The 12537-nt window shown below is 36.9% G+C and carries 12 protein-coding genes; 5 read left to right on the top strand and 7 right to left on the bottom strand.

The genetic code is table 11. The features are described from left to right. The first annotated feature begins 62 nt into the window (after nt 1-62). Nucleotides 63-584 carry a sigma-70 family RNA polymerase sigma factor gene (locus tag MKY76_RS17490; RefSeq protein WP_342556907.1) on the top strand — a complete coding sequence of 174 codons (522 nt, stop codon included), beginning with the start codon at nt 63-65 and terminating at the stop codon, nt 582-584. Further along, nucleotides 571-1506 (top strand): hypothetical protein, encoded by a 936-nt coding sequence (locus MKY76_RS17485; protein ID WP_342556906.1) that lies wholly within the window; start codon nt 571-573, stop codon nt 1504-1506. The genes MKY76_RS17490 and MKY76_RS17485 overlap by 14 nt, the downstream gene beginning before the upstream one ends. Nucleotides 1507-1541: 35 nt before the next feature. On the opposite strand, the gene MKY76_RS17480 is transcribed toward MKY76_RS17485, so the two are convergent. Genes MKY76_RS17480 through MKY76_RS17450 form a run of 7 tightly spaced genes read right to left on the bottom strand, consistent with a single transcriptional unit; the run spans nt 1542 to nt 8185 of the window. Further along, on the bottom strand, nt 1542-2780 hold the full coding sequence (locus MKY76_RS17480; RefSeq protein WP_259948538.1) for a permease: 1239 nt from the start codon (nt 2778-2780) through the stop codon (nt 1542-1544). Between the two features lie 22 nt (nt 2781-2802). Continuing rightward, complete coding sequence (locus MKY76_RS17475) at nt 2803-3501, bottom strand: response regulator (protein WP_004226027.1); 699 nt, start codon at nt 3499-3501, stop codon at nt 2803-2805. Nucleotides 3502-3539: 38 nt separating this feature from the next. Continuing rightward, entirely contained in the window at nt 3540-4292 is a 753-nt protein-coding gene (locus MKY76_RS17470) for a histidine kinase (protein WP_048391114.1), read from the bottom strand. A 37-nt stretch (nt 4293-4329) separates the two neighbouring features. Then, nucleotides 4330-5322 (bottom strand): dipeptide ABC transporter ATP-binding protein, encoded by a 993-nt coding sequence (locus MKY76_RS17465; protein ID WP_342556905.1) that lies wholly within the window; start codon nt 5320-5322, stop codon nt 4330-4332. Beyond that, nucleotides 5319-6332 (bottom strand): ABC transporter ATP-binding protein, encoded by a 1014-nt coding sequence (locus tag MKY76_RS17460; protein ID WP_342556904.1) that lies wholly within the window; start codon nt 6330-6332, stop codon nt 5319-5321. The genes MKY76_RS17465 and MKY76_RS17460 overlap by 4 nt, the downstream gene beginning before the upstream one ends. Before the next feature lie 15 nt (nt 6333-6347). Continuing rightward, on the bottom strand, nt 6348-7268 hold the full coding sequence (nikB, locus tag MKY76_RS17455; RefSeq protein ID WP_048391119.1) for a nickel ABC transporter permease: 921 nt from the start codon (nt 7266-7268) through the stop codon (nt 6348-6350). Nucleotides 7269-7282: 14 nt separating this feature from the next. Continuing rightward, nucleotides 7283-8185: an ABC transporter permease gene (locus MKY76_RS17450; protein WP_048391122.1), complete on the bottom strand. Its 903-nt coding sequence runs from the start codon at nt 8183-8185 to the stop codon at nt 7283-7285. 182 nt (nt 8186-8367) lie between these two features. On the opposite strand from MKY76_RS17450, the gene MKY76_RS17445 reads away from it, so the two are divergent. Genes MKY76_RS17445 through MKY76_RS17435 form a run of 3 tightly spaced genes read left to right on the top strand, consistent with a single transcriptional unit; the run spans nt 8368 to nt 12430 of the window. Then, the gene (locus MKY76_RS17445) at nt 8368-9927 is read left to right on the top strand and encodes a glutathione ABC transporter substrate-binding protein (protein WP_048391124.1); all 1560 of its coding nucleotides are present in this window, start codon (nt 8368-8370) and stop codon (nt 9925-9927) included. Nucleotides 9928-9971: 44 nt separating this feature from the next. After that, nucleotides 9972-11222 (top strand): amidohydrolase family protein, encoded by a 1251-nt coding sequence (locus MKY76_RS17440; protein WP_066038087.1) that lies wholly within the window; start codon nt 9972-9974, stop codon nt 11220-11222. After that, a complete protein-coding gene (locus MKY76_RS17435; protein WP_048391128.1) occupies nt 11219-12430 on the top strand; it encodes an amidohydrolase in 1212 nt (403 codons plus the stop codon). The genes MKY76_RS17440 and MKY76_RS17435 overlap by 4 nt, the downstream gene beginning before the upstream one ends. The last annotated feature ends 107 nt before the right edge of the window (nt 12431-12537 follow it).

Here is a 12537-nt window from a genome sequence, read left to right as displayed (position 1 = left end):
TTTTTGAAACCAACTAAGTTCGGATTACGACTATAGGGTGAATGTTTATAGGAGGTGTTTGGATGAGTGAGCATTTAGTGGCCATTATGGAAGAACACGGAGAATATTGCTTACGAGTGGCTTATCTTTATGTAAAGGATTGGGCGATGGCAGAAGAAATAGTCCAGGATGTCTTTTTTTCTTATTATCTGCAGCAGGATCGCTTTGAACAAAGAGCATCTCTAAAGACCTATTTAGTTAAAATAACTGTACATAAAAGTCATGATTATTTGCGAAGCTGGAAAAATAAACGCCATCAACTGTTGGAAAAATTGCATATTGGAACAAGTAAACGAACACCAGAAACGATGCTATTAGCACAGGATGAACGGACAACATTAACAAATGCTTTATTTGAGTTACCTATTACTTATAGAGAAGTCGTCATCCTTTATTATTATCAGGAATTAAAGGTTAGAGAAATTGCAGATATTCTTACATGTGCAGAAAATACAGTTAAAACCAGATTGCATCGAGCAAGAAAAATGTTACAGGAAAAATTAGCGAATAGTAAGTGGGAGGTGTTAATGAATGACAACTTTTAAAGAGAAATTGGATCAAGAACTTGGCGAAACACCACGATTTACGAAATCCTTACAGGAGGATATTTTACGGCAAGTGCGGCAAACAAAAAAGACAAGACGCTGGTCATATCCTTTGATTATCATAGGCGCGATAGTTATGTTTCTATTGATAATAGAAATCGGTCCATTAGGGCAGATAGAGCAAACGCAACATGCTTCAATTGTTCAATTAGCACAGCAGCAATCAATAAAAAAATATACAATGATTTACAATTCGGATGAGGAGATCTTTAAGGCTGGAAGACCTGGGTGGGTCATTGGACAACGAGTAATGGAGCAAAGTTCAGAAAAAGTGTTATTACAACAACTATTACAGCAAGCTACAGTGACTCAAATGAATGAGCGTACTTTTTTTAGATTACAACGTGATGTCTGGGTAGAATTTGAAAAAGGTCAGGTTATGAAGCTGAAAATGTTCATAAACGACGAGGATATCGGAATTGTTGATTATGACAACAATTCATTTTATAAAGTAGAAAATAAAGATTTGGCCAAGGCTTATTTAGATCTTATTCTCAATGATGATGCTAAATTTGGAATGTCAGGTTTAATCGCTATGCTAGTTATTTTTCTAGCAATCCAAATGCTTGGCGATAAACTAATGAGGAAAATGTTTACTATACCAAAGGAGTATGTCAATAGTCATCATAGACGTGCTGTTTGGGCTATTAAAATTTTGAATACCATGATGCTCATGGTGATCATAATTAAAGGGTGGATTTTATTTACTGTTATCATTGGAGGATATTTAGTTGTCAGCCTTTTCAGCTCTATTTTCATTGACTATTACTATGGTCGAGAGGAAAAAAGACATTATCTTTCCATTAGTTCGGCCATTGTTGGCTTGCTATCACTAATCCTATTTTTATTTTATATCAGTTAAATAACTTATAAACCTGAACCCGAATAATCTCGAGTTCAGGTATTTTTTTCCATTGTTTCAGTCTGAAGCATTAATTGATAAATACTCGAGATCATAAAGCTGGTAGCTAATCCGTAAAGCGTATTAAAGCTTAAACCAACACCAATTCCAATGATGATGGATAGCAGGATGACAAGCCAGCTGTGCTTATGAATTTGGCGATTCGTAAATAAAAGGATTAACAAAAACGGTAGCATGGTAATGTGCAGAAAGGCAAAAGAATAAATAACACCTAAAATCGTTAAATCGATAGATAAGAAACAGGTGAATAAAATAATCATCAGGCCAATCAAATAGAAATAATAGGGTCTTTTCGTCACAAAAAAACGTTTCGTTGCCCGCATGTCTACAAGCAAGGTTGTGACAATGGCTAATAGGACAATGACGAGAAAAGCAAATGTCAGAAAGCCTGGTTGTACTTCATATAAAAATGTAAAAATCAGTACTTGGAATTGGCCAAATGATCCGCTGTATAGGGCAATCATTAAAATTGCCGTAAATGATAGCGTTAATAACGCTAAAATTACACCTGAGGAAAACAGACTGCTACGTACTTTTTTAGGTTTTATAAAGGCAATTAAATACCATGTTGATTTATCAAAAAATACTTGTCCTAAAACGGCTAGTTGAATAATGACATAGAACAGCAGAATTTCGCTATTTTTAAAATAAAATAAATAAGGGTGATATAAGCGAATACCCTCATATACGGTGCTTGCCCCATTTAGTACAAAGTAATAAATAGGGATAAAAATAAGTAATGAAAAAAGAGCAATAATAAATAAAATTTCCAACCATAGTATACTTTTCACTGACATGATGCGGTCAAGAAGTAAGATGCCGATTAAAAAGAAAAAAAGTGTAATAGGGACTGGAATATTTAACATAATTTCAGACAATACACTAATGCTTATTAATTGAATAAGCCAAAGTTCAATACCTGTTAACAAGTAAAATAGACGTATAACCTTTAAATTCATTCCAGATAATTTACGCTGTATGGTAAAGAGCAAAAAGCTTTGTGTATGCTGATTTTGTGTGTAATCGCTCTTATTCAGCAATGAACCAAGTATGATAAATGAAATAGCTGTTGCTAATGTATAACAAATGCCCGCCATAAAACCAAAAGAAATAAGGGCTGAAGGAGAGGACAATAATAAATTACCATTAATCCATCTCGCTAAAAGAATAATGACTCCTGCTGCTGTGCTTAAACTTGCAAATGGAACAAGCAATGAAAACTTCCTTAGCATACTATTAAAGACCTTTACTCATTTTAGAGGATTTATATTGACGTGGTGATTGATTATATTTTTTCTTAAACGCAACACTAAAATAGTGCTGACTATTAAAACCACAGCTCTCAGCAATTGCAGACATACTTGTGTCTAGATTTTCATTGATTTTTTTTACAGCCATTTCTAGGCGATAATTATTAATATATTCATTAATGCCAATAGACTGCTCCTCCAAAAATTTACGACTTAAATAGCTTGGATTCAAATGAATTTTTTCAGCAATAATATTGAGACTCAGTTTTTCATAATAGTTTTCATGAATATAGGAAAGTGCGCTTTGAATCGCATCATGGTTAGAACTCCACACCTTATATTTCTCCACAATAGCATCTAATTCACTTGCAATGACTGGTTTTGTAAGATAATCCTTTACCCCGATACGCAATGCTTGTTGGGCATATTCAAAGGTTTGATAAGCTGTTACCATGATGATGTCTACCTCATAAAGCGCTTTTAATTCCTTGCTCAACGTGATTCCATCTTTCCCAGGCATTTGAATATCCAAAAAGGCGATAGTCATACGGTGCTTCTTAGCTAATTGCAGAGCTTGTGAGGCATCTTGGGCAGTATGGAAGGTCCAATTCGGAAAATGTGGCTTTAATAAATAAATCATTTGCTCAAGCTCTAATGGCTCATCATCTGCGATTAAAATATTCATGGCGAGATACTCCTTTCTCCTTCCAGTTGATAGAATGCCTAAGCGGGAACATGGATGGTAACAGTGTAATGCTGTTCATTGTTTTGAATCGAGAATAAAATATTTTCGAGCCCATAAATGAGCTCAAGCCGTTTTCTAATATTTTCGAGCCCATAACCTTGCTGCAGTTCGTCTACTACCTGTTCAGTAGTCATTTCTATTTTTTCTAAAGGCTGTGTATTTTTAATTTCAATTAATAAGCTATTATCCATTTTTTTGATTGTAATGGATAGCTCAGCAGGTCCTATATGTTTTTCAAAGCTATGTTTATAGGCATTTTCAATAATAGTCTGCAGAATAAAAGGTGGTATTTGGACGGATAGTGCTTCATCATCAACATATTTATTTACAGTCAAACGATGGCCAAATCGCAATTGTTGAATATTTAAATAACTATCGACAAATTGTATCTCGTTCTTTAACGCAATTAACACCTCATGATTATTGTATTTAAATTTAAAAAATGTTGCCAAAGCCTCAATGCCCGCAACCAAATCTTCCTTCCGATTGATGCGAGCTAGGCTTAATAATGAATTTAATGCATTAAAAAAGAAATGTGGCTGTATTTGCTGATTCAACTGGAGAATATTTGCTCTTTGTAAATCCTGCTCAAGCTCTAAATTTCTTTTTTCCTCCTCAAGGCTATCGATTTGCTTTTCGAAAATAAATATAAAAGTAAGCAGAAAAGCTCCAATAATTGGAGCAATTACACATAGGAGAATATATATGTTGAAGGTTTCTGGTTGTAACATAATGACCTCTCCGTTTATTTTGTAAGTGTAAGATACATTAAACTAAATTTTCTGCGAAATGGCAAGCTACCTTATGTGTTGCAGTGATCTCTCGTAGTGCTGGCACTTCTGCTTTACATTTATCCGTTGCGAATGGGCAACGTGTGTGAAAGCTACAGCCAGTAGGGGGACTAAGAGGTGATGGTAAGTCACCTTTTAAAATAATACGCTCTTTACGATGCTGCTTATCAATAACAGGTATAGAAGAAAACAGTGCTTTTGTATAAGGATGATGTGGCTGAGTAAAAAGGGAATGCTTATCAGCAATTTCTACGACCTTTCCAAGATACATCACCATAATACGGTCTGAAATATGTCGAACAACACTTAAATCGTGTGAGATAAATAAAAAGGTTAAATCTAAATCTCTTTGTAGTTGTTTTAGTAAATTTAGTATTTGAGCTTGAATGGAAACATCTAGGGCAGAAACAGACTCATCACAAATAATAATTTTAGGATTAACAGCAAGGGCTCTGGCAATACCAATCCGCTGACGCTGACCACCCGAAAATTCATGTGGATAACGCTCTAAGTATTCAGGAGGTAACCCGACAAGAGACATTAATTCAATCATGCGTGCTTCTTGATGCTCAGATGGTACAATTTTTTGAATAGACATGGCCTCTGTTAACATTTTACGAATGGTTCTTCGTGGGTTAAGGGACGCATAGGGATCTTGGAAAATAATTTGAATGTCCTTGCGTGCAGCACGAAGCTCTTTTTTGTTCATATTCACTAAATTTTTACCGAATAATAATACCTCTCCAGCAGTAGGCTCATCTAATCTTAAAATAGAACGACCAGTTGTTGATTTTCCGCAGCCAGATTCTCCTACAATACTGAGCGTCTCACCAGGCATGATGTCGAAAGACACCCCATCCACAGCTTTTACAACCTGCTGTGGACCGAAGAGCTTTTCTTTTTTTAAGAAAAAATGCTGCTTTAAATCATTTACTTGTAATAGTGGTTGTGTATGTTGCGCTGTTGTCATACTGTCAGCTCCTTCATAAGTGTTTCTTCTTGCCATTCATTACTGTACATCCAGCATCTTACCTTTTTTCCTTGCTCAACAGTCAAAAGCTCAGGCTGTTGTTCACGACATAAATCTGTAGCAAATGGGCAACGTTCTGCATAACGGCAGCCAATTGGATAATTATAGGGACTTGGGACAGTTCCGTGAATAGTAGATAATTCTTCTTGGTCTTCATATAGCTTTGGTAATGATTGAATTAATCCATTTGTATAAGGGTGTAGCGGTTTTTCAAAAAGACTTTCTGTTGTGCCTTCTTCTACAACCTGTCCCGCATACATAACAGCAATCTTATCGCAGATTTCTGCTACAACACCAAGGTCATGGGTAATGAAGATAATGCTCATGCCTAGTTGTTTTTGCAGGTTTTGAATAATATCAATAATTTGAGCTTGAATAGTTACATCAAGGGCAGTTGTCGGTTCGTCAGCAATTAACACATCTGGTGTACACGCTAGTGCCATGGCAATCATAATGCGCTGTCGCATCCCACCACTTAACTGATAAGGCTCCTGCTTCGCTCTTTTTTCGGGTGCAGGAATCCCAACTAGGCGAATCATATCGACAGCCTTTTGCCATGCTTCTTTTCGTGATAAGCCTTGGTGCAATCGAATGGATTCAGCAATTTGCTCTCCAACGGATAATACAGGATTTAAGCTTGTCATAGGCTCTTGGAAAATCATCGAGATTTTATTGCCCCGAATTTTACGTAGCTCTTCATCTGAGAGCTTCAAAATGTCTGTATTATTTAATAAAATTTCGCCATTGATGATTTTACCAGGAGGCGATGGTACTAAACGAAGTAATGACAGGGAAGTCATGGATTTTCCACAACCAGATTCACCAACAATGCCCAGTGTTTCTCCTTTTTGAAGAGTAAAGGATACCCCATCGACAGCTTTGGCAACCCCTTCACTCGAATAAAAATAGGTTTGTAAATTTTTTACTTCCAACACGGTTTCTTGTTTCATCCGTTTTTCCCCTCCCTAGTTTAAATCCATTCGTTTATTAAAGAATCGGTACAATATGTCTACAAAAAGATTAATGAAAACAAATATTAATGAGGCAACAAGAACGCCACCTTGTACGACTGGTATATCACGTGTTCGAATGGCATCTACAATCATTCGTCCTAATCCGTTTACAGCGAAAACCGATTCAACTAAAACTGTTCCGCCAAGTAAACTACCAAACTGTAAGCCTACTACTGTAATAACTGGAATCAAGGCATTGCGTAATGCGTGCTTTAAAATGATGATGTATCCTTTTAAGCCTTTTGCTTTCGCTGTTCGTATATAGTCTTGGTTTACAACCTCTAACATACTAGAGCGAGTCATACGAGCGACGATGGCAGCTCCACCAGCACCAAGTGTGACAGCTGGTAGAATAATATGTTTGGCACTATCCCAGCCTGCTACAGGAAGCCAGTGTAACTGTACAGAGAATACATACATTAATAAAATTCCTAACCAGAAGCTTGGAAGGGAAATCCCTAATAAAGCGACAACCATTAATCCTACATCCATCAAAGAATAAGGACGGATAGCGGAGATAATACCCGCAATAAGCCCCAGAACAATGGTGATTAAAATACTATAAAAGGCTAGCTCTATGGTAATCGGTAATCGGGAGGTAATTTCCTCGAATACTGGTTGATTATTTTTTAAAGAGTTACCCATATCTCCTTGTAGAAGATTTTTAATATAGTCTGTATATTGAACTGCTAATGGTTTATTGAGCCCTAAATTTTCACGTAATTCTGCAACCGTTTCTTGAGAAGCTCCTTCTCCTGCTAAAATAATCGCTGGGTCTCCTGGAATCATCTGCATAATTAGAAAAACAACAAGCGTTACACCAAGTGTTACAGGAATAATTTGAGCTAGTCGTTTTAAGATAAATAATGTCATGTGTCTTCTCTCCTTTAATTTTTCATTCTTGGGTCTAGCGCATCGCGTAAACCGTCACCAAATAAGTTAAAGCCTAATACAAGTATAGAAATCATAATACCTGGGAATAGCGCCATATAAGGAGCAGTAAATAGGAAATCTCGTCCGTTAGAAAGCATGGCACCCCATTCAGGAGATGGTGGCTGAGCACCTAAACCTAAGAATGATAGTCCTGCTGCAGATAGAATAGCGGTTGCTAAGCGCATAGATGCTTGTACAATAATAGGTGATAAAATATTTGGAAAAATATGCTTAATTAAAATCGTCATATCATTTGCTCCAAGTGTTTTGACAGCATCGATATATTCTAATTTTTTAACCTCCATTGTTGAGCCACGTACAATACGAGCAAACATAGGAATAGAGAAAAAACCAACAGCAATTGTGACATTGATAAGGCTCGGCCCCAATGCACTAACAATCGCTAAAGCTAGCAAAATACCTGGGAACGCAAGCATGATATCTAAAATTCTACTAATAATAGAATCAACCCATCTGCCATAATAGCCAGCAATAAGACCTAAGAAAGTGCCGATTGTACCACCGAATAAAACAGCTGAAATACCAACACCAATTGATAAACGTGATCCATATAAAATTCGACTTAAAATATCTCGCCCTTTGTCATCCGTTCCCATTAGATGTTCAACGCTTGGTCCTTGTAATTTTTGATCTAATTGTACGTCGTAGGGATCGTAAGGGGCTAAAATGGGCCCGATAAGAAACATCAATATATATAGAAGAATGATGATGCCTCCTACGACAGCTGCTTTATTCTTTTTGATTTTGTTTAGGAAAGAAACAAGATTCTTTTTTCTAGATGCCTTGCGTGCATTCACTAAAACAGAATGATCAATTGTAGTTGTTACTTTATTCATATCGAATACTCCTTTTCTATTTGATTTGATTTCAATTTAGTGAAAAGCGTAAAGAATGTAAATATTTTATGGCTTATTAGTCAGAAAATTTAAAAAACACGTAAAAATTTTAAAAAACAAGTGAATTTTATTTCTTTATAATTCGAAATGTAAGGAACAAATCACACAAGGAGGAAATGTTGATGAAGAAAATGAAGTTGTTTTTATTCATGGCACTAATAACTGTACTTATTCTGCAAGCCTGCTCTACTGCTAGCAATAATAGTACAGAAGGTTCCAAAGAGGGATCAAAAAGCGTAGGAGGAGAATTAGTTGTTCTAAGAGCAGCAGATGCAACAAGTCTTGATCCTCACTTTATTACAGATATTCCATCAGCAAATATTATTCATGGCAAGGTATATGAAACACTTGTCGCTTTTGATAGAGATCGTAAAATTGTTCCATTACTTGCAAAAGAGTGGGAGCAAAAAGATGAAGTCACTTGGACATTTACATTAAATGAAGGCATTAAATTCCATGATGGAGCAGATTTTAATGCAGAGGCTGTAAAAGCGACATTTGACCGAATTCTAGATCCTGCAACTGGATCACCACAGCGTGATAAATTATCTATGATTAGTGAAGTAGTGGTAGATGATGAATATGTTGTAACGTTGAAATTAAAAGAACCATATGCTCCGCTTCTATCTATTTTAGCCAGTCAAGAGGGTAGCATGATGAGCCCGAAAGCGATTGCTGAAGCAGCGGACGAATTAGCAACTCATCCAGTAGGAACAGGCCCATTTGTATTTGAAACTTGGAAATCTGGTCAAGAAATTACTTTAATTTCGAATAAAGATTATTGGGGGACTGTACCGAAAGTAGATAAAGTAACATTTAAAGTTGTACCAGAGGATTCTACTCGTCTAGCAATGATTGAAAGTGGAGAAGCACATATTGCTGAACAAGTACCTGTAACAGAGATTGATCGTATTGAAAATTCTTCAACGATGAATTTATTCCGTGCAGAAGGACTAGCAGTAGAATTTATCGGATTCAACGTGAAAGATACGTTATTATCTGATGTAAAAGTACGTCAAGCTATTAGCTATGCTGTTGACCGTGAAGCAATTATTAGCGGTATTTATGATAATGTAGGAACACTTGCAAATTCTGCAATGAGTCCAAAAATTATTGGATATTCTAGTGAAACGAAACCTTATGATTATGATGTAGTGAAGGCTAAAGAATTGTTAAAAGAAGCTGGCGTTCAAGAGGGAACAAAAGTTAAATTACTGACAAGTGACCGTAAAGAGCGTATCAACATGGCGGAGGTTATTCAATCTCAATTAAAAGGAATCGGATTAGATGTTGATATTCAAGTAATGGAGTATGGTGCATTTATTTCTGAAATTACGAAAGAACAGCATCAAATCTTTATTAGTGGTTGGGGTAATGCAACGGGTGATGCTGATTATAACCAATACAATCTATTCCACACTGCATCTATGGGGCCTCCAGGAAACCATTTCTACTATTCAAATCCAGAAGTAGACAAGCTAATTGAGCAAGGGCGTTCTGAAGCAAACCAAGAGGCACGTAATGAAATCTACAAAAAAGCAATGCAAATCGAGTTAGACGAAGCTGTGTATATTCCAGTGCGTAACTATGAGCATTTAGCAGTTTACAGCAATGCTGTAAAAGGTTTCTGGTTAGATGCATCTAACTACACGATGATCAGTGGCGTTGAAATTGTAGAGTAATTAAATTTGGTGATAGACGAAAAAATACCAATTGGGAGGAAACTATGAGTAAACTATTGCTGAAAAATGTGAGATTAGAAGAAGCATATGAGCGCGAAAATGAACACATTGTTGCTACTCGTACAGGTATTTATGATGTTCTAATCGAAGATGGACATGTTCAACAAGTAGATAAGGATATAGTGGCTGATGAAGATGTAGAAGTAATAGATGCACAACAGCAACTATTAGTCCCTTCATTCCGTGAAATGCATATTCATATTGATAAAACGTATTTCGGCGGAGAATGGCAGGCACCAAGACCCATTACTAAAGGGATTTTAACACGCATTGAAGAAGAAAGAACACTACTACCTAAACAATTGCCGACAGCTGCTTATCGAGCTGAGGAAATGGTGAAGTGGCTCATTTCCCAAGGACACACACATATTCGTTCACATTGTAATGTTGACCCACAAATTGGGACAAAGCATATTGAAATTACAAAACAAGTTTTAGCAAACTATCAAGATCAAATCACCTATGATATTGTAGCCTTTCCACAGCATGGCTTATTACGCTCCAATGTAGAGGGACTAATCCGTGAGGCAATGGCGATGGGAGCAACGCTTGTTGGAGGCGTTGACCCATCCATTGTAGATCGCAATATCGAAAAGTCATTGCAAACAACGATGGGTATTGCACAAGACTATAATGCAGGGATCGATATTCATATTCACACAGCGAACACGCTAGGCGAATTTGAATTTTATAAACTGATTGAGTTAACGAAACAGGCGAAAAAAGAAGGTCAAGTCACAATTAGCCATGCGATGGCACTTGCTGATTTAGAACAGTCACGTTTAGAAAATTTAGTTCAAGCCATGGCTGAGGTACAAATGGATGTAACAACAACTGTACCAATCGATTTGAACCGTTCGACAATACCAATTCCTTATCTTTATAACAATGGTGTAAAGGTATCTGTGGGACATGATAGCTTAACAGATCATTGGTCACCATATGGTACTGGTAATACGATTATGAAATTAAATGTCATGGCGGAGAGATTCCGTTTTATTGATGAATATTCATTAAGTCGAGCTTGGAAATACGCCTCTGGCGGTATCACACCATTGAATGATGTAGGAGAACGTGTTTGGCCACAAGTTGGTGATAAAGCGAATATGCTGTTAGTGGATGGCGTGAGCACTGCACATGTGATAGCAAGAAGATGCCCAATTACTACGGTCATTTCACAAGGCAAAATGATTCACCAACAGGATGTAGGAGAGTTGAAAGGAGAATTCAGATGAAGCACTGGCTTACAAATGTTCTACTTGAAACAGGAGAATATCTAAAGGAAAATGATACAGTTGGAACGAAAGTGGAGCTTTTTCACCTTGAAATTACAGATGGCTTCATTTCGCAAATTGTACCCGCAACAGACGCAATCGATTCTCAAAACGAAGTCACAGATATGAAAGGGAAGCTGCTATTACCTGCCTTTAAGGAAATGCATAATCATTTAGATAAAACATACTTATCTTTACCGTGGAAGGCTTGTGTGCCCGTAAAGAATTTAAAGGAACGACTTGATCGTGAAGCACAAGAGTTATCCGTACTTGCTACAACAGGTAAACAACGTGCGGCTGCAATGATTGAAAAAATCCTTAAGAATGGTGCGAATCATATTCGTACACATGTCAATATCGATCCATACATTGGATTAAAAAATTTAGAAGGTGTACTAGCGGCATTGGACGATTATAAAGATGTCGTGACATCCGAAGTCATTGCCTTTCCACAGCATGGTCTACTAAGAGATGATGTCCCTAAATTATTGCGTGAAGCTTTACGCAATGGAGCGACGATGATTGGCGGCCTAGATCCAGCTGGCATCGATAACTCGATCGAGCCTTCTCTTTATGAAGTGATGGATATTGCACAGGAATTTAATGTTGATGTCGATATTCATTTACATGATGGTGGACATGTTGGGTATTATACAATCGATAAATGGATAGACATCGTGGAGGATGCCAAATATCAGGGGAGAACGGCAATAAGTCATGCCTTTTCACTTGGTGATGTATCAATCATGGAGCAACATAAAATTGCAGATCGTTTAGCACAACAACAAGTAAAAATAATGTCAACGGTGCCATTTGATTTGCGACGATTAATTCCACCGATTGAATTGCTAACAGAGCACGGCGTGGATGTCCATTTTGGTTGTGACGGCTTTTATGATTCTTGGAGTCCTAATGGCTCAGGAGATATTTTAGAAAAAGCGACTACTTTTGCAGATATTTCTCGTAAACTTGACGAACGCTCTATTCGACAAACATTAAAATATATTACAAGTGGTGTCACGCCATTAGATGCAAATGGTCAGAAGGTTTGGCCGAATGTGAAGGACGAAGCAAGTTTTGTATTCTTTGACGCAGTATCAAGCGCGGAAGTTATTGCACGTAAACCATCCAACCGAGTGGTTATGTCTAAAGGAAAGTTTATCAATTAAGCATAAATCTAAATCCCCCTTATTTAGATAACATAGCAAACTAGAAATTTTCTAGTTTGCTATACTTATGTTTTAATAGAAAAGATGAATAAAGGAAAGGGAAGTAG

The organism is Lysinibacillus sp. FSL P4-0201 (assembly GCF_038593425.1).
Lineage (GTDB): Bacteria > Bacillota > Bacilli > Bacillales_A > Planococcaceae > Lysinibacillus > Lysinibacillus capsici.
The sequence above is the reverse complement of the archived record's forward strand: the minus strand, read 5'-3'. Positions and strand labels throughout refer to the sequence as shown.

What these genes read in the sequence shown, in the direction of transcription:
- MKY76_RS17490 (WP_342556907.1), top strand. Translation starts at nt 63, where the DNA reads ATGAGTGAGCATTTAGTGGCCATTATGGAAGAACACGGAGAATATTGC.
- MKY76_RS17485 (WP_342556906.1), top strand. Translation starts at nt 571, where the DNA reads ATGACAACTTTTAAAGAGAAATTGGATCAAGAACTTGGCGAAACACCA.
- MKY76_RS17475 (WP_004226027.1), bottom strand. Translation starts at nt 3,501, where the DNA reads ATGAATATTTTAATCGCAGATGATGAGCCATTAGAGCTTGAGCAAATG.
- MKY76_RS17470 (WP_048391114.1), bottom strand. Translation starts at nt 4,292, where the DNA reads ATGTTACAACCAGAAACCTTCAACATATATATTCTCCTATGTGTAATT.
- MKY76_RS17465 (WP_342556905.1), bottom strand. Translation starts at nt 5,322, where the DNA reads ATGACAACAGCGCAACATACACAACCACTATTACAAGTAAATGATTTA.
- MKY76_RS17460 (WP_342556904.1), bottom strand. Translation starts at nt 6,332, where the DNA reads ATGAAACAAGAAACCGTGTTGGAAGTAAAAAATTTACAAACCTATTTT.
- nikB (WP_048391119.1), bottom strand. Translation starts at nt 7,268, where the DNA reads ATGACATTATTTATCTTAAAACGACTAGCTCAAATTATTCCTGTAACA.
- MKY76_RS17450 (WP_048391122.1), bottom strand. Translation starts at nt 8,185, where the DNA reads ATGAATAAAGTAACAACTACAATTGATCATTCTGTTTTAGTGAATGCA.
- MKY76_RS17445 (WP_048391124.1), top strand. Translation starts at nt 8,368, where the DNA reads ATGAAGAAAATGAAGTTGTTTTTATTCATGGCACTAATAACTGTACTT.
- MKY76_RS17440 (WP_066038087.1), top strand. Translation starts at nt 9,972, where the DNA reads ATGAGTAAACTATTGCTGAAAAATGTGAGATTAGAAGAAGCATATGAG.
- MKY76_RS17435 (WP_048391128.1), top strand. Translation starts at nt 11,219, where the DNA reads ATGAAGCACTGGCTTACAAATGTTCTACTTGAAACAGGAGAATATCTA.